Here is a 23,991-nt window from a genome sequence, read left to right as displayed (position 1 = left end):
TATAAAGTTTTCACTTGATTTTATAAGTTATCTATCTTTTATTTCATCTTCTATTTTATATATTAAATCATTAATTCGCTCGCTAAATTTTTTTACTTTTTTATCCGATGAATCCAAGTAATCAGTAACCTTCGCTATATACTTAGGATTTTTTGAATCGACAAGTTTAAGTGCATTATCCATCGACTTTTCCCTAAGTTCGTAGGTTTTTTGCATATCCGATTTTGCACTTTTAAGTTCTCTCTCATATTTTTCTTCTGACAGGTTAGGAATATCCATCTCTCGATAAAACTCGGCCAATTCCTTACATTTATCCCGAGCGTCCGTTATATCTTTCTTTACCGTTTTTATATTAGATAGACTGCTAGCTACATTTTTAGTGTAAGGCAGACATTTTTGCATAGGTACTAACGCAGTTTTTTCTACTGAGAAGACCTCTTTCCTAAATCCATTTATCTTTTCTAGATCAGACTGCCTAATTTTTTTAATTTTCTTGTCCACTTTATATTTATCACCAGAACTTGAGTTCTGCTTACTTTCATTCGATATATTTTTATTAGACTCAATTGCAGTATTTTTATCTGTATTTACAACAAAATTACTGCTCTCCTCGCTGTCATCATCTAATTCATCATCTATCTCATCATCAAAATCATCAGAGTCTAGACTATCGTTGTTTTTTAACTCTGATTTTTTGTATACTTCTTTATCTAAGTTTAAACCCTCTTCTTCAAGGCTATCCTCTTTAGAATTATTGACTTTATAATTGTTATCTTTATCTATTGAATCTACACTGCTGTAGTCTATCATTCCATTATTATTGACCTGAACCTCTACTGCTCTGTATTTCTCCATTGACTCTTCGATTCTTTTAAGCCCACTCATATATATATTGCTGATAACTATCAACGTTATAAGCACTACATAAATACTACTATAAACTAAAGATCGCTTTTTATTTTTGTAGTTTCTAAATAAAATCACTAACGGGATCAGATATAAAAATATAAAAACTAATATCCACCTCATAAATCACTTCTCCTTTTATATTTATATACCTTATAGTATTTACCAAGTTGTGATTTATTAATCCATTTTATTATCTACTATCCATTTAACAATTATAAAGTATATTTTAAATACATTCAATCCCTTAGAAATACTTTATTTAAAATTGCCAACTCTAACAAAGTGAACTATAACTTGCGATTTATATGTGAAAATCCATAGTTAGGAATAGAGAAAAAAACTCCTCTAGGTATAATTCTAAACTAGATATAAGTGGTGAGCCGTTTACATCCAAGACATATTATACCTACTAAAATGTACGTATTAATATAATTAAGGTTTTATTAAGATTTAAATAAGCTTATATTAAAACTTCGTATCTATAAATGTAGTTAAATAGTATTGTAAAAGATAATTTAACTACGGAGGAATCAATAATGTCTAGAAAGAACATTAAACAACATGAAAAACGAAAATTAAAACCAATTTTTTTAATGGCTATCATTTTATTAAGTATTACTTTATTAGTTAATAGTATAGGGAAATTAAATAATATTACTGTTAACTCACTTAGTCAAGAAAATAGTGAGATTGACGAATTAAAAAATATACGAAGTAAAAATGCTATATTAGTAGATAATAATAATGGTGAAATCATAGCAGAAAAAAATAGCAATACTAGATGCTATCCAGCTTCTCTTACAAAAATAATGACAACAATTGTTGCCATAGATGAATTAAACGATTTGGATGTAAAAATACCTATAAGAAGCAGTATGTTCGAATCTCTTAGAAAATCTGGAGCTTCTATGACTGGATTTCTGCCAGATGAAAAAGTTAAGGCTAAGGATGTTCTTTATGGTATAATGTTGCCTTCTGGAGCTGAATCATCAATCGCTGTTGCAGAATATATATCTGGGTCTGAAGATAACTTTATTAAACTTATGAATGAAAAAGCCAAAGAACTGGGTATGAAAAACACTCATTTTACAAATGTAACTGGGCTTCATGATAATAATCATTATACAACAGTTTTTGATTTATCTTTACTGCTTGATTATGCTCTCGAAGATGAAATATTTAGAACTATATTCACAACAGAAAAATACTCGACATCTCCTACAAATTTAAACTCGGCAGGAATAACATTTAGTAGTTCTACATTTGAAAAAATGGATGCAGAAAACTTTGTAAGAGGGAAAGTAATGGGTGGTAAAACTGGATATACTGAAGAAGCAGGGAATTGTTTAGCAAGCCTTCTCAAGAATAACGGTAATGAATATATATTAATTACTACAGGTGCAAAAAAGACTGATAAAGAGCCCTCTTCAAATATAGTAGATGCCTTTAATATATACAATACTTATTTCACAAATTAGCTTTAACAATATACAAAAACTTGAATAACTTAAAGAAGAATAAAATCTTCACTGGAAATGATAAATAATATAAATATCATCAGGTGAAGATTTATTGATATTAGATAATGGTGTGAGGGGTAAATTTGATTAATGAATTTTTTGAAATTACAAGGTTTAATCTTCAAAATATAGAACTAAATAATGAAGATATAAACCTTACTCACATGCTTAACCAAATAGCTGATGAATTCTACCCTAGTTATAATGGTAAAGGGATTAAGTATAACATTCGAAATGGTGAGGATACATCTTCTTATTAAATAAACTAAAACTGTTAAATTTTTAGTATAGATAGTAAGGTAGGTATTATATTGATATATATACTTTAAAAGTAAGATATAAAAAAAGACAATAAAAACAATCCAATATATCGGATTGTTTTTATTGTCTCTTTTAATTTTTAATAATAATTAGTTATTTAAAGTTGAGTTATCTAAACTTTATTGATTTTTTTATTGATTGTGTAGGGCATGTTTCTATACAATCACCGCATCTAATACATTCTAAACTATTAGAGTTTTTGTATATTTCTATATTCATTTTACATTTCTGAGTGCAGGCATTACAACTTGTACATTTATTTTTATCGATATCATATTTTAAAAAACTTACTTTATTAAATAATGAGTAAAATGCACCTAACGGGCATAAATACCTACAAAATGGTCTATATATAAATATTGATAATATAATAATTATTACTAATATAAGCATCTTCCAGGCAAATAAATATCCTATTGCTCCTCTTAACGATTTATTTAATAAAACCAATGGTATACCTGCCCCAAGTGTACCAGCTGGGCATATAAATTCACAAAAATAAGGAGGGCTTATTCCAAATTCATTTACTAAAAACATAGGGAATAATATAACGAAGAAAATTAATATTATATATTTTAAATATTTAAGTATATTATTAATTTTATTACTTACTTTTATTTTCTTGGAAGGTATTTTATGTAATAGATCTTCAAAAAATCCAAATGGACATAACCATCCACATATAAACCTCCCAAATATAACTCCAAACAATGTCATTAGTCCAATAACATAAAATGATAAATTATATTTTACAGTTCCAATAACAGCCTGTAATGAACCAATTGGACAAGACCCCAAAGCTCCAGGGCATGAATAACAATTTAGCCCTGGAACACAGATTTGCTTTGTATTACCCTTATATATATTGCCTTCTAAATAACCTTTTGCATTTAAATTTGTAACTATAGTTGTAATTGTTTGCGTTATTATCCTCTTATCCAATTCCTATACACTCCAGACATATGTTTATCGCTTTTGTAAACAAAATTTTTATCTCATTTCTATAAATACCAGCAAATATAAACAATATACTCATGAAGAATATACTATATTTTAAATAAACTTCTTTCATTTTAATTTCATTAGCAATCATAATTCTCATATCCTTATCTATTTTTTTATTGAAAATAACCTCATCTATAATCAGATGAGGTATAAAATTTACTATTTTAATTTATCTAATCTGCTTTGGACTTCCTTTTTATATTCTTCTTTACTATGAGCACCTGTTAAAGACTCGCCAACAATATTGCCATTTCTATCAACAAACACAGTTACAGGAACTCCTGATACATCCTTTAGAATATTATTTTCAATACTTTTATCTGGGATAATATTGGTATACTTTACTCCCTTTTTTGAAATAATTTGCTTAGCTAATTCTTCATTGTCTTCATCAGGGGTATCTGATATAAGGCCAATAACATTTACATCATCATCTTTTACTTCTTCATATAGTTTCTGAATATCTGGCATTTCTTCTATACAAGGCCCGCAATAAGTAGCCCAGATATTTACCATTGTAAGTTTATTCTGTTTGAAGATGTTACTATCTATTTTCTTACCATCTATAGTCTTAGTGTTAAATTCAATTTTTTTATGTTTACTTAATTTTTCTTTTTCTGATATAGGTTTAAATGTTTTAATTCCAAAATTCTTTATTTCCTTACATATTTCTTCATAATCTTTTTTAGTTTTATCTGACAACCCATCGGTATTTGGTTTATTATTATATAATAAGTAAAATTCATAATTGCCCTCTTTACCTATAATTTCCTTATTTTCATATCTTGAGAATAGTTCTTTTTGTGCTTTTCCTGATGTTTTACTCTTATCTATATTTGCTACAATACATAATTCTTTAAATTCTTTTGTTAAATTCATAAGTTCCTTTGCAATTTTTTCGATTTTTGCTTTATCTGTCTCAGGAATTTTCTCAGATTCTTTGTTTAACTTTTCTGCCTTTTCCATAATTTCAAACGGTATATAGCTTATTTTTAGTTGCCCATTTATGTTTTCTATTGGGACTTCTCCATACATATCAATATATCTTTCTTTATCTATTAACTTTTTAGGTAATGTCACTTCCAAACCTAAATCTTCAAATCTCCTTACTCCTACATTATCATTTTCATTTTGATTTTCAGTCTTTTTAGTTTTTTTAGTTTTACTAGTAGATTGATTTTTGTCTGATTCTGTTCCATTATCACATGCTACCAGTGATAAACAAAGTAACCCTGAAGTTAGGATTGTTAAAATTTTTTTTCTTTTCATTATTAGTTCTCCTTTTCTTATCATGTATTACTCATTTAGATAACACTTTACATACTATGTTAATGTAATTGTGTAGAGAATGTATTTTTATTTGCTTATAAAAACCTTAAGTTTTACTTACATAACTCTTAAAATTTTATTCTAGAAAATAAAATATACTTATTGATATTAGTGGAATTTTTACTATTCATTATGTATATATTTGTATTTCAATTAAAATAAAAAAGATGTGCCTAAATTAGACACACCTTTTTAAACTAAACAATAGTATCATCATTTTCATCCTTTATATCTGTTGCAAAAAATTTAAACGATATATGACTATAAAAACATACAGCTAAAATTATTAGTGATATTATAACACTCGACATTACATTGAAAAAAACATATGCTTGTCTTATTCATTTTTAAATTCCTTAAGATTATAAATTCATCCATTACATAACTTTTATTAATTTAAAATCAGTATAATCACATGATGCAAGTGCATACTCTACACCATTTCTAATTCCTTTAAGCCCCATCTTAAATGACTCTTCCCCGTGCAGATGCCCATAAAGTACTTTTTCAACACCGTACTCTTCGTATAGACTAGTAAAAATTGAATCTTCTAATTTATCATTTGTCGGTGGATAGTGAACGCACATGATAAATTTTTTATATCCTCTTTTTTTGGCAGCCTCCAATGACAATCTCAGCCTATGTTCCTCTCTCATATAAATCTTATGATCGTTTTCATCAAATTTTACATCGTTTGGACAAATCCAACCTCTACCACCGCAGATTGCATAATCCTCGTATGTATAGAAATTAGTATGTAAAAATTTCATGTCATCATAAAGTTTGTTTAAACCTGTAACCGTAGTCCACCAGTAGTCATGATTTCCTTTTATAAAAATCTTCTCTCCCGGAAGTGAGTCGACTAAATCGAGATCGGACTTTGCCTGAGCTAAGTTTATTCCCCAAGATGTATCTCCAAGCACAACTACAGTATCCTCAACAGTTACATTTTCTTTCCAACTTGCTATAATTTTTTCCATATGCCCATTCCAATTATCACCGAATATATTCATCGGCTTATCTACAGATGTTGAAAAATGCAAATCACCTATTGTGTACAGACTCATTTTTTATCACATCCCTTAAAAATAGGCTGTCCCGTTTTAGAAAAGCTTTTCTAGCAGAGACAACCGTATTTGAATTTGTTATTTTATTCACTTGTTTTGCCATCTATGCCATCAATCCTATACTGCTCTAAAAGTCTGTCTATCTCTCTTTTAAGCTCTAATATATAAGTTATATCATGCTCTTGTTGAGTTTTATCGAGTCTTCTTTGATATTGCATAGCCTTATGTGTTTCTCCTAGATCATACAATTCTTGTATTCTATTTAAAGTATCTCTCATAGCTATAGATTTCATCTGATACATAGCCTGAGCATTCATAATGTCCCCTCTAATTTCGCTCATCTCTTGATCCAATAAAAATGCTGCATCAGATGCTCTTCTAAGTCTTTCTGCCAATGTGTCCGGTATATAATGATCATATTTATATTTAAGTGAGTGCTCTATTGTAGCCCAGAAGTTCATTGCTAGTGTTCTTATTTGAATCTCGCATATAATCTCTTTAGATCCTGCAATAGAGTTAATTGGATATTTGATTATAACATGGAAACTTCTATAACCGCTATCTTTATAGTTAGTTATATAGTCTTTTTCACCTATTATGGTCATATCATTTCTTGCTTTTATCAAATCAATAATCGCATATATATCTTCAACAAATTGGCACATGATTCTAATTCCAGCTATATCATCTAACTCAGTCTCAATGTTTTTAATATTTAATCTCTTCACCTTTGATATTATCGATGAGATCTTCTTAGTTCTACCGGTCACGAATTCTATAGGGGAATAATCACCTTTAGCCAAAAACTCTTTTCTTATATTCTTAAATTTAACTTTCAACTCTTCCACCGCATGATCGTAGGGAGCTAACACTTCATCCCACTTTTCATATTCCATCTTGTTCACCCTTTATTACTTTTTTTGCAGCCCTTTCTATTTTAACATAATCTTTTTAAATTTTGTATTCATTACCCCATAAATAAATCTACTCTTTTAAACATATATATACAAATTAATCATAAAAAATAATCTTATTTCACAAATAATCTTTTGATTCTATTGATTGTTCTAAGTCTAATACTATCATCTTTAGATATTTTTATTTTAATGCTATAAGCAGTATCTATATCTATTATTGTTTCTAGAAAATATTCCACTATTCCTCTATCTTTAAATTCTACATTTAACAGCCCACTTCTGTATATTTCAGAGTCTAAAATCATAGCAGAATCCGCAAATTCAAGCCTTTCAGATTTACTCAAATAACGATCTTCGGGTTTGAAATCATAACAATAATTAATTTTAAAATTTGTAACACCTTCATTTATTTTAAAACCATATCTTGAATTAATAAGATCGCTGTACTTATTATTCCTTTTAAGTACATTGGATAAATTAGATTCATAGTCATTCTTGTCCCAATGCCCAAATATCCTACAGTTAAGAGGCCTAACTTCATAAATTGAGCATCTTAGATCTCCATCTCTAAATGGACATGGTCTCTTTTCTTTATATTCTAAAAAATAATAATCTATAATTTTATCTAGAGATCTTTTTCTGAGATCTTCTTTTGTATATAGATAATTATATATATTTAAAAATTCAATTAAGTTTATACCAACCGACTCCATGCAACAATTTCCACAACCAGTGCATATACCTTTTGGCACACTTGAATATAGATTATCTAGTTTTGTAAACATTTCTTTATTATTTGAGTAATCAATACCTTCTAGAATTCCTTCTTTTTCAATCTTAGACATTCAAATTAACTCCTTATATTGCATTCGTTATTATACTGTACCTTAACAATTGTAGCACGTATCAAACAAATATTCTAGAGGAAAAGTTAGTTACAAACACTAATTGCTATAGATAAAATAGTTTTGGCTTTTTATCGACTTTTGTTAGATTTTCTTCTAATTTATTTACCATTGCCTCAAATTCTTTTGCGCTTATCCCTCTGGCATTTTCTGGACACTGTTTTACACATGCGAAACATCCTATACAGAGATCCTTATTTGTATTCTTTAAAGCATGCTTATCTATAGCTTTTACTGGACATACTGATTCACATATTCCACATTCATTGCAACTTTTCCCGCCTGTAGGCACAAAAGGCATTTTATTAATCTCTCTATATGGAAAATTTCCACTTACTTTTAATTCATTGGATACATCTTTAGTTAGTTTAATGTTATCTACAAATTCATCTATAATTTTATAATCCTCTTCATCAGGTCTACTTTGTGCAATTTTCTCAGAAAAAGTATGTTGCCCAATAAAGGCTCCAGCACCTATACCATGAAATCCCCTTTTCTCACAAATATTTTGAAGCTCTAACAATGAGTCCTCAAATTCGCGGTTGCCATATGTAACAGTAAAAATCGATTTTGTATTTTCTCCACTTATATTTTCAAATATACCATTTTCTATAATAGGAAGTCTTCCATAATATACTGGTACACTAAAAATAACTAGTTCATCACTCTTAAAGTAGTGTTTTTTTCTTCTACTATCGTATTCAGTTAAGTTTAATTCATCAAATTCACCGTGAAAACGTTTCGCTATTTCATAAGCATACTTTTTAGAGTTTCCTGTTGGGCTAAAATAAACTACTGTAACTTTGCTAAATTCCATGACTGTACCTCCATAGTTTTTATAATTTTATTGCTAAGATAATTATAACGCTCTTTAATTAGCTAGTTACATATAATTTAAATTAATTTTTAAATTATAAAATATTAGCATGTATAACTTTTTAACGTTATAATATAAGTATAATCAATATGGATATAATAAGTGTAATTTATTAAATGATAAAGGAGTTATAAGTAATGGTAAGATACACAAAAGTAATAACATTTATGGGAAGCTATTATACGAAAGATTTCTTAAAGGAAAAAAAGGATATAATCAAGGTTCGAGAAGTCAAAGAAGATACTGTTAAAAAGTTCTTTTTACAAGGTGACTGTGAAGTTTTAGTTGTATTTGAGGATTCTGGTAAAGAAATAGTTGTGGACGACTTTTCTCCTGAAGAAGATATTAAAAAATACCTAGGATCTTCTTTCATCAATAAGAAGAGAAAATAGCCCAGATTTAAACAACTAAAAATAGGTAAAAAATAAGGGGGCCTTAATAGGCCCCTGTTTAACTTATTTTTTAATTATAAACTTTCTATGATCATTTGTCAATCGAATTTTCTGAATATTCCCAACAATATATTTCACTAATCGACATTTAATATTTTTTATTTTCCATTCGAAACAAGAGCCTCTAAAATTCTATACAATTTGAAATATATTTTAGTCAAAAATAAGGGGGCCTAAAAAGGCCCCAATTTAATTATTTTTCTATTTACCATAGTATACTTTTAGGTATATATCCTTTAGTTCACTCATCAATGGATATCTTGGATTTGCACCTGTACACTGATCGTCGAATGCTTGCTCCACCATTGGATCTAAGTTGTCTAAGAATTTCTTTTCATCTATATTCAACTCTTTAATAGTCTTAGGAAGGCCAACTGTTTCTTTAAGATCATCTATAGCCTTTATTAAATTATCAACTTTTTCTTGGTCATTAGCACCATCTATCCCTGCGAATGAAGCGAACTCTGCATATCTTTGTAAGCAGTTTGGATACTTGTATTGCGAGAAAGCCCCCATCTTATTTGGAGCTTCTGCGCAGTTAAATTTAATAACTTCATTTATGATCAATGCGTTTGCAACTCCATGTTGCACATGGTGGAATGCCCCTAATTTATGCGCCATGGAGTGGCATATTCCTAAGAACGCATTTGCAAATGCTATCCCTGCCATTGTAGATGCCATAGCCATTTTCTCTCTAGCTTCTGGATCGTTTTTACCATTCTTGTAAGCACGAGGAAGATACTCAAATATTATTTTCGCAGCTTGCAATGCCATTCCATCTGCCGGCTCTGTTCTAAGCATCGACACATATGCTTCTAAAGCATGTGTAAGCGCATCTACCCCTGATGCTGCAGTAAGTCTTGGTGGCATCTCCATCATTAAATCTGCATCTATTATAGCCATATTCGGCATTAACTCATAATCTGCAAGAGGATATTTTACACCTGTATTCTCATCAGTTATAACAGCGAAAGGAGTTACCTCTGATCCTGTACCTGATGTTGTTGGAATAGCTGCAAAATATGCTTTCTGACCCATTTTAGGGAATGTATAAACTCTTTTTCTTATATCCATAAATCTCATAGCAAGGTCTTGGAAATCAACTTCTGGATGCTCGTATAGAACCCACATTATTTTAGCAGCATCTATTGCGCTTCCTCCACCTAGAGTTATTATTAAATCTGGCTCGAATTCGGCCATGGCCTTAGCACCTTCTCTTGCACAAGCAAGCGTTGGGTCTGGAGCAACATCAAAGTATGTCGTGTGTCTTATTCCCATATCATCTAGTAGCTTTGTTACGCATTTTGTGTACCCATTGTTGTAAAGGAAAGAATCTGTTACTATAAAAGCTTTCTTTTTACCTAGAACATCCTTAAATTCTCTAGCTGCTACACCTAAACTCCCCTTTTTGAAGTAAATCTTTTGTGGAGCTCTAAACCAAAGCATATTTTCTCTCCTCTCAGCTACTGTTTTGATATTAAGTAAGTGTTTTACCCCAACATTTTCAGAAACCGAGTTTCCACCCCAAGAACCACAACCAAGTGTTAGTGAAGGAGCTAATTTGAAGTTGTATAAATCACCGATTCCACCTTGAGATGATGGTGTATTAACTAAAACCCTGCACGTTTTCATTGCTTTTATAAATCTATCTACTTTTTCAGGTTGATTTACTGGATCTGCATATAGTGATGATGTATGACCAAGACCTCCATCTTCAACTAATTTTTCAGCTTTTTGAATTGAGTCTTCAAAACTCTTTGACTTGTACATGGCAAGAACTGGAGAAAGTTTCTCATGTGCAAACGGTTCCCCAATATCTACAGATTCAACTTCACCTATTATTATTCTTGACTCTTTAGGTATATCTACCCCTGCCATTTTTGCTATAACATGCGCCGGTTGCCCAACTATTTTAGCGTTTAGTGCACCGTTTATTAATATTACATCTCCTACTTTTTGAGTTTCTTCTTTATTTAGGAAGTAAGCGCCACGATATTTAAATTCTTTTTTAACTTCTTCATAAATTTTTTCTGGAACTATTACTGATTGTTCTGACGCACATATCATACCATTATCAAATGATTTAGATACTAGTATCGAACTAACTGCTGTCTTTATGTCAGCGCTTTCATCGATTATAGCTGGAACATTTCCCGGCCCAACCCCTACTGCTGGCTTACCTGAAGAATACGCCGACTTAACCATTCCAGGCCCACCTGTTGCTAATATAAGATCAACTTCGCTCATGATAGTTGTTGTAATTTCTAATGATGGCTCATCTACCCACCCTATAAATCCTTTTGGAGCCCCAGCTTCTACTGCTGCATCATGTACTATTTTTGCTGCCTCAATTGTTGATTTTTTTGCTCTAGGATGTGGAGAAAATATTATACCATTTCTTGTTTTTAAAGATATTAACGACTTGAAAATAGCTGTCGATGTTGGATTTGTTGTAGGTATAACTGCCCCAAGTACTCCAACTGGCTCTGCTATTTGAGTAAATCCAAATGCTTCATCTCTTTCTATTACACCACACGTTACAGTATCTTTGTAGGCATTGTATACATATTCTGAAGCATAATGATTCTTGATTACTTTATCTTCAACAATACCCATACCTGTTTCTTCATATGCCAGTTTCGCAAGATAGATTCTATTTTGGTTTGCTGCTGTAGCCGCAGCTAAAAATATTTTATCTACTTTCTCTTGGCTAAATGTAGAAAATTCTTGTTGAGCTTTTCTGATTTCATCAATCCTAATCTTTAAGCTCTCTACACTATTCACTAAAACTGGGCTTATTTCTTTTACTTCTTCTGACTTAACCACTTCTTCTACAACTACTTCTTTACTTGCCATGAAAAATTCCTCCCCAAAAGTTCTTGTATTTTTTTGTCTTGATGAGTCCTTCTGCTTTTTCTGTAAATCTTATTTTGTTGTATTTCGTGATGAATTATTTTGAGCTCTTTTTGCCTGAAACTTAAATGTCGTTTGAAACTGAATTTCTCTGAGATCACCTAGGGGCTATTTTTGAATATTTTTTTGAATAACTATTGAATTGCTTTTGAACTACTATATAACTAGTTTTGGTGTTTCTAAAACTAATTCTATTTATTCGAAAGAGTCTTGTCAAGCTAATTATCGTAAAATTTTTACTAGTTTTAAAATTCACAATTATAAAATATTTAACAAACTTTCTAGAAAATTTTAAAGTATCATTCATTATATTATTTGAATTTCCTCATATTTTTAACTTATTTTAAAATGCATTTACATTAATTTATTAAATGATTTGATTTTTTATACCAATCTACACATCATTTTTGTTATAATAAAACTATTGAAAGATATATATAATTGAAAGGGGCAATACCATGGATATACTTATTTTTGGACATAAAAATCCAGATACAGACTCAATATGTTCGTCACTATCGTTGACATATTTAAAAAACAAATTAGGATATAAAGCTACCGCTTGTGCATTAGGCGAAATTAGAAAGGAAGCTCAGTTCGCTCTTGACTATTTCAAAGTAGAAGCACCCAAGATCATAGATGGTGTAGGATCTGATGATAATGTAATCATCGTAGACCACAACGAATTTGGACAAAGTGCGGATGGATTAGAAAAGGCTAACCTTCTTGAGATAATAGATCATCACAAACTTGGAGGAATCTCAACTAGTGTTCCTATATCTGTAAGGCTTATGACTGTTGGATGTACTTGTACAATAATTTACAATATGTTTAAAGAAAATAAAGTTGAAGTTCCTTATGAAATAGCTGGACTTTTGCTATCTGCTATATTATCAGATACTCTATTATTCAAATCACCTACAACTACTGAACTTGACAAGATAGCAGGAGAAGAATTAAGTAAAATAGCTAAACTTGATATGGAAAAATACGCTATGGATATGTTCAAAGCTGGAACATCTTTAGACGGACTAAGTGTTGAGGAAATAGTAAATATGGATTTTAAGGAATTTGATATGAGTGGTAAAAAAGTTGGCATAGGGCAAGTCTTCACAATGGATATAGATTGTATATTCGCTAAAAAAGACGATTTTTTAAACTATATAAACTCAACAAATTACGATATGTTAATACTTGCTATTACAGATATAATTAAAGAAGGTTCATATTTAATATACAAAGGCGAAGATACTGTAATCTCTAAAGCATTCGATGTAAATGCAGGACAAGGAGTATTTGCTGAAGGCGTTGTTTCTAGAAAGAAACAGCTAGTACCTAATTTAACAGATGCTATATAATATAACACTAATTAAATAAATAGTTTTTATTATAAGCTTTTTTATTAAAATGGATATATATTTTTATTATAATAAATAAAAAAAGTAACCACAATCAATGGTTACTTTTTTTATAGATATTATTTTATAATTATTCCTTGACCAGCTTAGCTGGTGTGTCTAAACTGGTCTCTTTAATATTCATTCAATGCTTGTAATTATGTTTTTAGGATTTATTGTCTCACCATTATTGTAAACTAAACTTCCAAAAATGTAAATAGTACATTATGGTAGTTTATTACCATAACTAAAATTAAATTATACTACATTTTTTCCACTTCTGGATAATCTACTCCGAATGTATCTACAGTAACTTTTTCCATAACTTGTGGAGATTTAGGTCTATCAGATCTATCTACGCTAGTTGTAGCAATTTCATCTACTACATCCATACCTAATATCACTACACCAAATCCTGCATACTGTCCATCAAGATGCGGAGAATTTTGGTGCATTAAGAAGAATTGAGATCCTCCTGAATTTGGCATCATAGTTCTGGCCATTGAAATTACCCCTCTATCGTGTTTTAAGTTGTTAGTAAATCCATTTCCAGAAAACTCACCTTTTATAGCATAACCTGGTCCGCCAGTTCCATTACCATCTGGGCAACCACCTTGTATCATAAAGCCTTCTATAACTCTGTGGAATCCTACTCCGTCATAATATCCTTTATTTACTAATGATATAAAGTTATTAACTGTGTTAGGAGCTATATGTGGATATAACTCTATTTCTATTTTCTTTCCATTTTCCATTTCTATAGTTACTATTGGGTTTTTATTTTCCATACAGTATACCTTACCTTTCGTTATAAGTTTTACATTATAATTTTTGTTATAAATTTTATTTATGTAATATAAGATAATTATATATCAATTACATCCATCTTTGCTATATTTTTACCAATTTCATATCCTTCTGAGTATTTAGTTTTACAAAAACCTTCTTCAAATCTAAAGGTATCCTTTGGTCCGAATTCCTCCTTAGGCTTTACAACCACTATGTTCTCTTCAGAAAGAACTTCTTTTAGACTATCTGGCACAACATAGTCGTATCTCATAGTTATTAAAATAATTTTATCGACTTTTTCATCTATTAGGGGTTGCAAAAGTCGATTATTTAATAATCCTCCATCTAATTTATACCCATCATACAATCCTGAAACTATGTTTTTTGAAAATTCTTCTCTAAAACCTTGAGACCCATTTGGAGTATATGGATATAATGAACTATATTTCACTCCCTCTAGGCACTCTTTTTCGGATTTATCAATTAGATTTAATACTACTTCTTCTGGTTTTTGGTCGTTTACTTCCACATAATTAACATAAAAATTTGAATTCATCTTCTTTTCTTCACAATATAAACTTTCTAATCTCCTCATTAGAGGCGAGTTATCAACAGTATTATCGATTATTTTTACCTCATCACCTTCTCCAGTAGAGAAGTTTTTCCACATATCTTCCATTTTTGATATGTTTCCTGTGAATAAAAAATATCCATTAACTGCTCCTATTGAAGTCCCAGAAATTGAATGGTACTCTCTAATTCCCCCATCGTAAAGCCCTTTTATAACTCCCGCTTGGTATGCTCCCTTAGCTCCTCCACCTTCTAAACATAATCCTAATTTCACTACATCCACTCCCTTTCTGAAAAATTATAATGAATAAAGTGTTCTAAATGTTTTGTATATGTCGATATAGTCTTCCACACATCCTAGTTCTCTTATTGAGTGCATTGAGAGTATTGGGCAACCAACATCCACTGAAGGTATATCTAGATGTGTTGATGATATCGGGCCTATTGTACTTCCACCTCTTTCATCAGATCTATTGACAAATTCCTGATATTTAACACCCGCACTCTTACAAATATTTTTATATATAGATGTAGAATACGCATCACTTGTATATGCTTGATTAGCATTTATTTTTATAGCCGGACCCCCACCCATAACTGGCCTATTAGTAGGATCGTGCTTGCTAGTAATATTTGGATGTACCGCATGTGCCAAGTCTGCTGATATCATATAAGATGAATAAATAGCTTCAAAAAATTCTTCTCTATCTTTTCCTAATGATATACAGATTCTTTCAAGTATATTTAGTAACATATTTGAATCTGCACCCTGTTTTGTAGAACTTCCTACTTCTTCATTGTCAAAAATAGATACAACATTTATGCCTTTTCCAGACCTTGATTCAATAAGGGATTTGATACTAGTATACGCCATTGATAGATTATCTTGTCTTCCAATAGAAATAAATTCGTTGTTAGCACCCATAAGGCATCCCTTTTCGAACTCATACAAAAATAAATCAAAGTCAACGATATCTTCAATATCTACATCAAGCTCTTTAGAAATTTCTTTTAATAAATAATTATCCTTTTCTAAAGTATCATTTAATATTCCCACTAAAGGCAACATATCGACTTGTTTATTAAATTTATATCCATCGTTTACACCTCTATTTAAGTGAATGGCTACATTAGGGATTATACACATAGGCCTACCGAAATTTATTATTTTTTCAACGGGGTTTAAAATACTCTCTTCAGTATTTCCTCCACTTAAAACCACTCTTCCCGCTATAGATAACGGTCTATCTAGCCAAGTGCTTAAAATCATGCCCCCATAACCTTCTGTATTTAGCTTAAGGTAAGAATTTTCTACAGATATCTCTGCATTTGGTTTTATTCTAAATGTAGGTGAATCAGAATGAGATCCAATTATCTTAAAACCTTCCTCCGCAACATTTTCGGAATTTACAATAAAAGCTACTATTGCAGATAAATTCTTTGTAACATAGTATTTACCGCCATCTTTTACACTCCATTTTCTGTTTAATTGAAGTTCTGTAAACCCATTTTCATCCAGCATGCTTTTCACACTTGCAACAGCGTGAAAAGCAGTTGGACTACTGTATATAAAATCAATTATTTCGTTTGATAAATTATTTAATTCATTTGATAGTATATTTTTATTCAAATTCAACCACTCCTTTTAAAATTATAACTATAAAATATCTAAAGTCGTGTACTCCTTATTTATCTTTTTGATTCCCTGCTGATCAAATGCTATAGTCAACTCAGATCCCATCATAGAAACTACAGTACCCACTCCAAACTTAGGATGGTGAACTTTTGACCCCAGTTTTATATCGTCAATATCAGTTTCCTTACCTGAATCTTTAACCGTAGCGTTAACTTTACTCGCAACTGCCGTTCTATTGACATTATTCATGTACTTTTTTGTGTACTTGTCTAACATATTGTAGCTGGCCTTTGAGTAAGGCAATTCGCTGCTTGTGGAGTATAATTTTTTTATACATTCCTCAGGTAATTCTTCCATAAATCTCGATGCCACTGATACATTTGTCTTACCGTATAGAGTTCTTCTCTTAGTAAGGGTCATAAAAAGCTCTTCCTTAGCTCTCGTTATTCCAACATAGCAAAGTCTTCTCTCTTCTTCTATATCCGATTCATTCATAGATTTTATGGCCCTAGAGATAGGGAAAAGCCCCTCTTCCATACCTGTTAAAAACACAACTGGGAACTCTAACCCCTTAGAAGTATGAATTGTCATAAGAGAAACCCTGTCATCATCCTCTTCCTCAGATACTTCAGAAGTAAGAGCAACGCTAGTCAAGAATGTTTCTAAAGTTTTATCCTCATAGTTTTCATCGGTACTGCTTTCGAACTCTATAGCAATGGATATAAACTCCATAAGGTTATCAATTCTATCTTGAGCTTCCTCACTCTTACCTGACATAGTTTCGGTGTTTTTATCTCTAGTTTCAATAAGCTCATCCATATATCCAGTAGTATCCAATACCTTTTCTACAAGCTTGCTAACTGGATAAGCCTCTTTTATAGTTCTAAGTGTTCCTATTATATCGATAAATCCACTTATAGATGCCTTTGCTTTAGTAGATATATCTGAGTTTGTATCTATATCAAGTAAAACAGAGTAAATACTCTCTTGCTTTAGACTGGCTCTATCTTCTATTTTCTCAATAGTTCTAAGTCCTATACCTCTTCTAGGAACATTTATAATCCTTTTTATCGATATATCATCCTGTGGGTTTTGAATTACTCTTAAATACGCAACCAAGTCCTTAATCTCTTTTCTCTCGTAGAATTTAGTGCCCCCATATATATTATATGGAATTTGACTTCTATTTAAGGCATCTTCTACTGCCCTCGCTTGCGCATTAGCTCTATAAAGAACTGCAAAATCATTGTACTTTCTCTTTTCTTTTCTGTATATTTTAGCTATGGAATCAGCAATAAATTCAGCTTCATCAAGTTCGCTCTCTGTAAGTTCTATCTTAATTAGCTCTCCCTCTTTTTTCTCACTCCAAAGTCTTTTTCTCTTTCTTTCAATGTTGTTTGAAATAATCTTATTGGCGGCATCAAGTATTACCTGAGTCGATCTGTAGTTTTGCTCTAGCTTAACTACATGAACATCATCATAGTCTTTTTCAAACTCAAGGATATTTTTTATATCCGCACCTCTCCAACCATAAATACTTTGGTCATCATCTCCAACAACACATATGTTTTGGTGCTCTCTAGCTAGCGCTTTTATAAGCTCATACTGTGCCTTACTCGTATCTTGATACTCATCTACCATTATATACTTAAATCTACTTCTATAGTAGCTGAGAACATCTTCATTTGTTCTAAATAACTCAACCGTTTTTAATATAAGATCATCGAAGTCTAAAGCGCTATTTCTCTTTAAACGGTCTTGATACAGCGCATATATTTCCGCAACTTTAACCATCCTATTATCAGCAATATTAGCATCTTTAAATTTTTTAGGCGACATTAGTTTATCTTTTGCACCTGATATAGCACTTATGACGCTCTTAGGTTCAAATACTTTATCGCTAAGGTTTAATTCCTTTAAACAATCTTTTATAAGCGTTACTTGATCTGCGCTGTCATATATAACAAAACTTCTATTGTAACCGATTTTATTTATATCTTTTCTAAGTATTCTCACACAACATGAGTGGAAAGTACTAATCCACATATCCCTTGTATCTGTCTCTATATTTTGTTCTACCCTTTCCCTCATCTCATTTGCAGCTTTATTAGTAAAAGTTATAGCAAGTATATTCTGTGCTTGTACCCCTTTATCTTCAATAAGATATGCTATTCTACTCGTCAGAACTTTTGTTTTACCAGATCCAGCACCAGCAAGAATAAGAACAGCTCCTTCTGTCTTTTCAACTGCTTCTCTCTGCGCAGGATTTAATGTATCTAAATTCATATTATTCCCCCTAAATTAAAGTCATAAATATATTCTAATCCAAAACAGAGATTTCTTCAAACTCTATTCCTAAAATCTTCTAAGATTAAATCTCTTTATTATATTTTATTCTTATAAATTTAATCTTTGTATAATTGAAATAAGAATAGTGCTATCTCAAAACAACCTATTATGTCCGAGATAACACTACTTTATATACAACTTATAATTTATTTAATCAATATTTATATTTATTAAGTTTACTAATTATTTTTTCAAATTAAATAATTATTTAATATTTATTATTATTTATTTTATTAATATTTTTATTTTATTATCTTACCATACAGTTCCTTCATTTACATCTTTATAAACTACACCAGTTAGTGCATCTACAAAGAAATGTCCATAAGTTCCATCGTATTTAGAATCAATTCTAACCCTATAAATTGGAACATTCCAAGTAAGAACATCTAGCTCAGAGTAATCTATAACCAAATCATTTATACTTACATTAGCTCTTCTAGAGCAATTTTCTAAGGCTGCTCTCTCAGCTGTAGCTATGGTAATATATCCATCACCTTGAAGATTAGCTGCATTTAAACATTGAGTTAGAACATCTGGATTAATTTCACCAATAGCAGTAATCTTTTCTGCTCCTTTTAGAACTTTTTTATCGCTATTATTCCCAACTAATACTGTAGGTTCGTATTTTGAAATAGAACTTCCAATCAGTGGATAAACCAAGTTATATCCGTCAGCTATATGAAGTTCCTTAGGATTATCATAGAATGTCTGGATAACTTTTTTATTTGTCTCATATCTATCGACCCCTGCTATTCTATCAGCGCCCAATCTATTTACTATACGATCAGGCAAAGTATTTTTACCACCTATAGCATACAAATCGTAATATTCCCTATGAGCTTCAAAGAGTTCAGCTACAAAATCATCGGCCAAAACAACAGGTGTTCCTGCTTTATAAGCTGCAGAAGCTATACTTACAGCATCAGCCTCTCCTTTATAAGGTGCAACAAAAAATATATCATTTGAATACGTATCCATACCGCATTCTAAATAAGTTAGAAGACTAGTTTCAACTCTATCTGTGCCATCAAGTCTAATAACATCTTTACCTTTTGATTTGAGAGAGGATTCAACGCTAGAACTTACAGATGCAGTTCCTCCCACTATGTAAATCTCCTTAGCTTTATTAAGCCTAGTTTGTACTGATGCAGGTATCGAATTCTGTTTTGTAAGAAGTATAGGTGCCTCTTTTACACCTGCAAGGCCACTTGCTGAAAGACCATCGGCAAGTTTATCGCCATTAATAAGTATTGCTGTAGTATAAGATTGCTTATCAGCTATCAATGCTGAAGTTTCATACTTATCCTTACCTTGAATTTTGCCAATAGAACTAAGGGCTGTAGAGCTTACTGTAAAAACTGAAGCTGTAAACAGTACCGACAAAGCCAATGTTAATATTTTTTTATCTAATTTCAAACTCAATCTCATAATAATCCCCTTCCGCATAATAACCTCACTATTTTAGTACACTATATATCGAATGTATAACTTAGTAGAATTACTAAATCTGAATACTCTCATTATACTACTATTAAAATAAATTTTACTGTATTCATAAAATAATTCTATATTTTGACATCAAAATCCTTCATATTTTTACTTAATAAATAAAAAAATAAGTTTTTTAGAGTCTTTTATTAAGCCACATAAAGAAGATCGCCTCATTTTTGAGACGATCTTACTATATTCTAATTACTTCTCACTTCACACTAATTTTTTCGTCACTTTTGTAACATTTTATTATAACTTATTTACTGAATTATTCTTATAATAGGAAAACAACTCTTCCTCGCACTTAAATAGTGGTAATTTCATATTTTTATGTACCTTTACTAGCCATGGTAAATCCAAATTAGAATCTAAAATTTTCTCTTGATCTTCAAAAACTTCTGTAGACTTTCCTTCACTAACTAAATTTCCTCTTTTTAATACATATATATAATCACAAATATTGTAAATCAAATTCATATCATGACTAGTTATAACAACTTTCACACCATTTTCTTTCATTCTATTAATTATATTGACTACCGCCTTGGTGCTCGATGGATCAAGACCTGATGTTGGCTCATCTAATAAGACAACCTTATTCTCCATAGCTATAACAGAAGCTATAGCTATCCTCTTTTTCTGACCGTAGCTTAAAAAATGAATTGGCTTATCGATTAAATCTAAGCAGTGAACTTCTTCTAAAGACTTCTTTACTCTAGACTTTATTTTATTCTCATCGATACCTATATTTCTAAGAGCAAATGCAATATCATCATAAACCCTAGAATGGAATATCTGTTTTTCTGGATCTTGAAAAACTATACCCACATTCATTCTAAGTTTATACAAGCTTTTTTTATCGTATTTAATAGCTTTACCATCAAATAGAATTTCACCCGATGACGGCTTTAGAATACCCATCATATTCATAAAAAGAGTAGATTTTCCCGAGCCGTTAGAGCCAACGATTCCAATGACATCTCCATTATCAAAATCCATGTCAATGTTATTAAGCGCATAATCTTCTTTTTCGTATCTATAACTTAAGTTTTTTATTTTATACATTTCTTACCTCAACTATGTGAAACTCACCATCATATAATTTCATATCTAGAGAAATACACATATCTTCATATCTCTTAATAAGCCTATTATACAGCAAATTAACCAGAAGACCCAACGATCTATACGAGTTTTTTATATTTATATACCCAAATCTAAGCTCTTGAGATTTATATATTTCCAAAAACTCTTCTAGAAAAATAAATATAAACCTGTAAGTCAACATCGCTAACTCTACAAAAGTATCTGGTATATGTAATTTCTTCATAATATATATCAATTGATTAAATGGAGTTGTCAACATACAAAAGTACACACAAGTTAAGCATGACATAGATCTAAATAGTATATGAATAGACACATTTATTGACATTTCAGATACTCCAATATACATATTAAAAATATTCGCACTATGTAGAAGGATTTCTTTATTAGAAGTTATATTAATAAGCGTTACAAGAATACTTAAAAACAAAAATCCCGATGGTATACTAAGTAATTTCAAGTACTTTTTAAACTCAATCTTCGCTACAAAAACAATCACTAAGCTCATGAATACTATTATAGAAGCCAGTACATACACATTTTGAATAATCATCGATACAATCAAGAAAAATACACTACTCAAAACTTTTTTATTTGGATTCATATCTCTAAGTGCATTTGTATAGGCATATTTATCTATAATAAGCATACTTAGTCTCTCTTTCTTTTACCTAAGAAATAACCTATAACGCCAGCACCAAGTGCAGCTTGAACACTGAATAATAAACTTTCAATCTCACCGCTAGCTGGTTTATATAGACTTCCGAACCAAGGTTCATAATCTGGATTAATTTCTGTGATTAACCCCTCAGCCTCTCCATCAGCTCCGCCAAATTCTGCTCCAGAATTAAATAAAAGTGGCACAACTGCTATTAAAACTACTAACACCAACAATATTAAATTAGTTTTTTTCTTGCTCTTAAACTTAGTGCTCAATTAACTCAACTCCTTGCTCTTCATTTTCTGTTACAAGGTTATATATTATAACTGTAAGTAATCCCTCAGCTATTGCAATCGGAACTTGAGTAACAAAGAATACTCCTAAAAACTTAACAGCAGATACTACAAAACCACCTGTTGGATCAGGGAATGCCAATCCAAGTTGAAGTGAAGTCACTGTATAAGTTGCCAAGTCCCCTATAGCTGCAGCAAAAAACACACATGTAGAAGTCTTTACATTGCTCTTTTTAAGCAATTTAAATATAGCAAATGAAACTATAGGACCAACAACTGCCATAGAAAAAGCATTTGCACCTAAAGTAGTCAGACCTCCATGAGCTAGCAATAAAGCTTGGAATAAAAGCACTATTGTTCCCAACACAGCCATCACACTTGGCCCAAAGACAATCGCTCCAAAACCTACTCCTGTAGGATGAGAACAACTTCCTGTAACTGAAGGAATTTTTAAAGCAGATAATACAAATACAAACGCACCACATAATGCTAATAATACCTTTTTTTTAGGCTGATCTTTAATTACTTTATTTACAGATCTCAAACCAATAACTAAGAACGGTATAAATACAACAGTCCAGAAAATAGACCATCCCACTGGTAAATATCCTTCCATTATATGCATCGCATTAGCTGGTAAAGGATTTAATACAATCAATATCAATGCGGTGAATATAGATAAATTTAAAAAACGTTTCATAATTACCTCCTATTTATAATTTTATTTAAACACAATAAAAGTTAACACAAAAAAACCCAACTCGAGTTGGGTTTCCGTAATAAGCACAATTAAAAAAACAAACACTATTGCATCTATATTAAAAACGTTCTCCCTCCCCGAAGAAATCTTTTAATATTACAGGCAGGTCTCCTGACTTAGTCTCAACCTCAACTTTCACCTTCCCATAATGAAATTACATTACAGTGGCATATAAAAGTCTCGTCAACATCACAGTAGCGGGGGCTGTAAAGGAATTTAACCTTTTTCCCTATTAATCTAGCAAGAACCAGTAATATCTAATATTAATTTTTTTGTAGATAACTATTACCTAAGTTATATTGTACACTATCTTAGAATAAATTTCCATACTATGCTAATGGTTACACTACAAAAATATTAATAATTAGTTTTTGAATTTTCTCCTTGCTCTTGAATTTTACTTTGACTTTGATCTTCCCCACAACATAGCCCTAACGTAGGAAGCTTTCATGTTTTAGATTTAAATAAAATAAAAGGGTTAATGGTTGAATTTCGAACAAATATGAGGATGATGTTGTGAGTTTGTAGATGTCTGGCGTAGTTTCTTAGCCAGCCTACAAGCTCACAATGTCGTCATCATATACGTTCGGAATTTAATCATTAACCCCTTCATTTATTTTAAATCAAAACTAAAAAAAGACTACGTGGCTACGTCTTACTCTCCCAGGCAGTTTCCCACCAAGTACCATCAGCGCAAGAGAGCTTAACTTCTGTGTTCGG

General features: G+C 30.9%; 21 protein-coding genes, 1 rRNA gene, 1 pseudogene and 1 riboswitch. Of the genes and pseudogenes, 4 read left to right on the top strand and 19 right to left on the bottom strand.

Annotation, left to right across the window (positions count from 1 at the left end; all coding sequences use genetic code 11):
* Window positions 1-27: 27 nt before the first annotated feature.
* Window positions 28-1,029, bottom strand: a complete 1,002-nt coding sequence (locus J2Z43_RS08555) for a hypothetical protein (RefSeq protein WP_209456812.1) — start codon at window positions 1,027-1,029, stop codon at window positions 28-30.
* A 416-nt stretch (window positions 1,030-1,445) separates the two neighbouring features.
* Here J2Z43_RS08555 and J2Z43_RS08550 point away from each other — a divergent pair, with 416 nt between their 5' ends.
* Complete coding sequence (locus J2Z43_RS08550) at window positions 1,446-2,387, top strand: D-alanyl-D-alanine carboxypeptidase family protein (protein ID WP_209456811.1); 942 nt, start codon at window positions 1,446-1,448, stop codon at window positions 2,385-2,387.
* A gap of 122 nt (window positions 2,388-2,509) precedes the next feature.
* Window positions 2,510-2,626: pseudogene (locus J2Z43_RS08545) on the top strand (vancomycin resistance histidine kinase VanS); the annotation flags it as partial.
* Window positions 2,627-2,858: 232 nt separating this feature from the next.
* On the opposite strand, the gene J2Z43_RS08540 reads toward J2Z43_RS08545, so the two are convergent.
* The 7 genes from J2Z43_RS08540 to J2Z43_RS08510 form a co-directional block, all read right to left on the bottom strand.
* Window positions 2,859-3,692 (bottom strand): 4Fe-4S binding protein, encoded by an 834-nt coding sequence (locus tag J2Z43_RS08540; RefSeq protein ID WP_209456810.1) that lies wholly within the window; start codon window positions 3,690-3,692, stop codon window positions 2,859-2,861.
* Window positions 3,685-3,822, bottom strand: a complete 138-nt coding sequence (locus tag J2Z43_RS08535) for a CD1871A family CXXC motif-containing protein (RefSeq protein ID WP_209456809.1) — start codon at window positions 3,820-3,822, stop codon at window positions 3,685-3,687. The genes J2Z43_RS08540 and J2Z43_RS08535 overlap by 8 nt, the downstream gene beginning before the upstream one ends.
* A gap of 92 nt (window positions 3,823-3,914) precedes the next feature.
* On the bottom strand, window positions 3,915-5,024 hold the full coding sequence (locus J2Z43_RS08530) for a TlpA family protein disulfide reductase (protein WP_209456808.1): 1,110 nt from the start codon (window positions 5,022-5,024) through the stop codon (window positions 3,915-3,917).
* Window positions 5,025-5,461: 437 nt separating this feature from the next.
* Window positions 5,462-6,151, bottom strand: coding sequence for a metallophosphoesterase (locus J2Z43_RS08525; protein WP_209456807.1), 690 nt, complete (start codon window positions 6,149-6,151; stop codon window positions 5,462-5,464).
* An 83-nt stretch (window positions 6,152-6,234) separates the two neighbouring features.
* A complete protein-coding gene (locus tag J2Z43_RS08520; RefSeq protein WP_027702860.1) occupies window positions 6,235-7,047 on the bottom strand; it encodes a GTP pyrophosphokinase in 813 nt (270 codons plus the stop codon).
* Between the two features lie 134 nt (window positions 7,048-7,181).
* Window positions 7,182-7,913 (bottom strand): YkgJ family cysteine cluster protein, encoded by a 732-nt coding sequence (locus J2Z43_RS08515; protein WP_209456806.1) that lies wholly within the window; start codon window positions 7,911-7,913, stop codon window positions 7,182-7,184.
* 106 nt (window positions 7,914-8,019) lie between these two features.
* A complete protein-coding gene (locus J2Z43_RS08510; RefSeq protein ID WP_209456805.1) occupies window positions 8,020-8,790 on the bottom strand; it encodes an EFR1 family ferrodoxin in 771 nt (256 codons plus the stop codon).
* Window positions 8,791-8,987: 197 nt separating this feature from the next.
* Between J2Z43_RS08510 and J2Z43_RS08505 the strand changes: the two genes are divergently transcribed.
* Window positions 8,988-9,242 (top strand): hypothetical protein, encoded by a 255-nt coding sequence (locus J2Z43_RS08505; RefSeq protein ID WP_209456804.1) that lies wholly within the window; start codon window positions 8,988-8,990, stop codon window positions 9,240-9,242.
* Between the two features lie 261 nt (window positions 9,243-9,503).
* On the opposite strand, the gene adhE is transcribed toward J2Z43_RS08505, so the two are convergent.
* Window positions 9,504-12,158, bottom strand: coding sequence for a bifunctional acetaldehyde-CoA/alcohol dehydrogenase (gene adhE, locus J2Z43_RS08500; protein ID WP_209456803.1), 2,655 nt, complete (start codon window positions 12,156-12,158; stop codon window positions 9,504-9,506).
* A gap of 515 nt (window positions 12,159-12,673) precedes the next feature.
* Here adhE and J2Z43_RS08495 point away from each other — a divergent pair.
* Window positions 12,674-13,573 (top strand): manganese-dependent inorganic pyrophosphatase, encoded by a 900-nt coding sequence (locus J2Z43_RS08495; RefSeq protein ID WP_209456802.1) that lies wholly within the window; start codon window positions 12,674-12,676, stop codon window positions 13,571-13,573.
* A gap of 302 nt (window positions 13,574-13,875) precedes the next feature.
* Here the strand turns inward: J2Z43_RS08495 and J2Z43_RS08490 are convergent, their stop codons facing one another.
* From J2Z43_RS08490 to rrf, 10 genes are all read right to left on the bottom strand, one after another.
* Window positions 13,876-14,400 carry a peptidylprolyl isomerase gene (locus J2Z43_RS08490; RefSeq protein ID WP_209456801.1) on the bottom strand — a complete coding sequence of 175 codons (525 nt, stop codon included), beginning with the start codon at window positions 14,398-14,400 and terminating at the stop codon, window positions 13,876-13,878.
* Window positions 14,401-14,477: 77 nt separating this feature from the next.
* Window positions 14,478-15,245 carry a patatin-like phospholipase family protein gene (locus J2Z43_RS08485; protein WP_209456800.1) on the bottom strand — a complete coding sequence of 256 codons (768 nt, stop codon included), beginning with the start codon at window positions 15,243-15,245 and terminating at the stop codon, window positions 14,478-14,480.
* A 24-nt stretch (window positions 15,246-15,269) separates the two neighbouring features.
* The gene (locus J2Z43_RS08480) at window positions 15,270-16,601 is read right to left on the bottom strand and encodes a M18 family aminopeptidase (protein WP_234926253.1); all 1,332 of its coding nucleotides are present in this window, start codon (window positions 16,599-16,601) and stop codon (window positions 15,270-15,272) included.
* A gap of 27 nt (window positions 16,602-16,628) precedes the next feature.
* Window positions 16,629-18,893: an ATP-dependent helicase gene (locus tag J2Z43_RS08475; protein WP_209456799.1), complete on the bottom strand. Its 2,265-nt coding sequence runs from the start codon at window positions 18,891-18,893 to the stop codon at window positions 16,629-16,631.
* A 318-nt stretch (window positions 18,894-19,211) separates the two neighbouring features.
* Window positions 19,212-20,387 carry a cell wall-binding repeat-containing protein gene (locus J2Z43_RS08470; RefSeq protein WP_209456798.1) on the bottom strand — a complete coding sequence of 392 codons (1,176 nt, stop codon included), beginning with the start codon at window positions 20,385-20,387 and terminating at the stop codon, window positions 19,212-19,214.
* 312 nt (window positions 20,388-20,699) lie between these two features.
* Complete coding sequence (locus J2Z43_RS08465; protein WP_209456797.1) at window positions 20,700-21,515, bottom strand: energy-coupling factor ABC transporter ATP-binding protein; 816 nt, start codon at window positions 21,513-21,515, stop codon at window positions 20,700-20,702.
* The gene (gene cbiQ / locus J2Z43_RS08460) at window positions 21,508-22,206 is read right to left on the bottom strand and encodes a cobalt ECF transporter T component CbiQ (protein WP_209456796.1); all 699 of its coding nucleotides are present in this window, start codon (window positions 22,204-22,206) and stop codon (window positions 21,508-21,510) included. Before cbiQ ends, J2Z43_RS08465 begins: the two co-directional genes overlap by 8 nt.
* Window positions 22,207-22,208: 2 nt before the next feature.
* Window positions 22,209-22,493, bottom strand: a complete 285-nt coding sequence (locus J2Z43_RS08455; RefSeq protein WP_209456795.1) for an energy-coupling factor ABC transporter substrate-binding protein — start codon at window positions 22,491-22,493, stop codon at window positions 22,209-22,211.
* Window positions 22,483-23,211, bottom strand: a complete 729-nt coding sequence (locus J2Z43_RS08450; protein ID WP_209456794.1) for an energy-coupling factor ABC transporter permease — start codon at window positions 23,209-23,211, stop codon at window positions 22,483-22,485. Before J2Z43_RS08450 ends, J2Z43_RS08455 begins: the two co-directional genes overlap by 11 nt.
* Before the next feature lie 144 nt (window positions 23,212-23,355).
* Window positions 23,356-23,538, bottom strand: a riboswitch (cobalamin riboswitch).
* 375 nt (window positions 23,539-23,913) lie between these two features.
* Window positions 23,914-23,991 (bottom strand): 5S ribosomal RNA (rrf, locus tag J2Z43_RS08445); the annotation flags it as partial.

It is taken from the genome of Metaclostridioides mangenotii, assembly GCF_017873185.1.
In the GTDB taxonomy this organism is placed as follows: Bacteria; Bacillota; Clostridia; order Peptostreptococcales; family Peptostreptococcaceae; genus Metaclostridioides; species Metaclostridioides mangenotii.
This window is presented reverse-complemented; position numbering and strand designations above follow the sequence as displayed.

Excerpts from the sequence above, each read along its gene's own strand:
- J2Z43_RS08475 (WP_209456799.1), bottom strand. The coding sequence starts at position 18,893 with ATGAATTTAGATACATTAAATCCTGCGCAGAGAGAAGCAGTTGAAAAG.
- J2Z43_RS08535 (WP_209456809.1), bottom strand. The coding sequence starts at position 3,822 with ATGAAAGAAGTTTATTTAAAATATAGTATATTCTTCATGAGTATATTG.
- J2Z43_RS08505 (WP_209456804.1), top strand. The coding sequence starts at position 8,988 with ATGGTAAGATACACAAAAGTAATAACATTTATGGGAAGCTATTATACG.
- J2Z43_RS08450 (WP_209456794.1), bottom strand. The coding sequence starts at position 23,211 with ATGAAACGTTTTTTAAATTTATCTATATTCACCGCATTGATATTGATT.
- J2Z43_RS08495 (WP_209456802.1), top strand. The coding sequence starts at position 12,674 with ATGGATATACTTATTTTTGGACATAAAAATCCAGATACAGACTCAATA.
- J2Z43_RS08515 (WP_209456806.1), bottom strand. The coding sequence starts at position 7,913 with ATGTCTAAGATTGAAAAAGAAGGAATTCTAGAAGGTATTGATTACTCA.
- cbiQ (WP_209456796.1), bottom strand. The coding sequence starts at position 22,206 with ATGCTTATTATAGATAAATATGCCTATACAAATGCACTTAGAGATATG.
- J2Z43_RS08465 (WP_209456797.1), bottom strand. The coding sequence starts at position 21,515 with ATGTATAAAATAAAAAACTTAAGTTATAGATACGAAAAAGAAGATTAT.
- J2Z43_RS08520 (WP_027702860.1), bottom strand. The coding sequence starts at position 7,047 with ATGGAATATGAAAAGTGGGATGAAGTGTTAGCTCCCTACGATCATGCG.
- J2Z43_RS08550 (WP_209456811.1), top strand. The coding sequence starts at position 1,446 with ATGTCTAGAAAGAACATTAAACAACATGAAAAACGAAAATTAAAACCA.
- J2Z43_RS08555 (WP_209456812.1), bottom strand. The coding sequence starts at position 1,029 with ATGAGGTGGATATTAGTTTTTATATTTTTATATCTGATCCCGTTAGTG.
- adhE (WP_209456803.1), bottom strand. The coding sequence starts at position 12,158 with ATGGCAAGTAAAGAAGTAGTTGTAGAAGAAGTGGTTAAGTCAGAAGAA.
- J2Z43_RS08510 (WP_209456805.1), bottom strand. The coding sequence starts at position 8,790 with ATGGAATTTAGCAAAGTTACAGTAGTTTATTTTAGCCCAACAGGAAAC.
- J2Z43_RS08490 (WP_209456801.1), bottom strand. The coding sequence starts at position 14,400 with ATGGAAAATAAAAACCCAATAGTAACTATAGAAATGGAAAATGGAAAG.
- J2Z43_RS08470 (WP_209456798.1), bottom strand. The coding sequence starts at position 20,387 with ATGAGATTGAGTTTGAAATTAGATAAAAAAATATTAACATTGGCTTTG.
- J2Z43_RS08525 (WP_209456807.1), bottom strand. The coding sequence starts at position 6,151 with ATGAGTCTGTACACAATAGGTGATTTGCATTTTTCAACATCTGTAGAT.
- J2Z43_RS08530 (WP_209456808.1), bottom strand. The coding sequence starts at position 5,024 with ATGAAAAGAAAAAAAATTTTAACAATCCTAACTTCAGGGTTACTTTGT.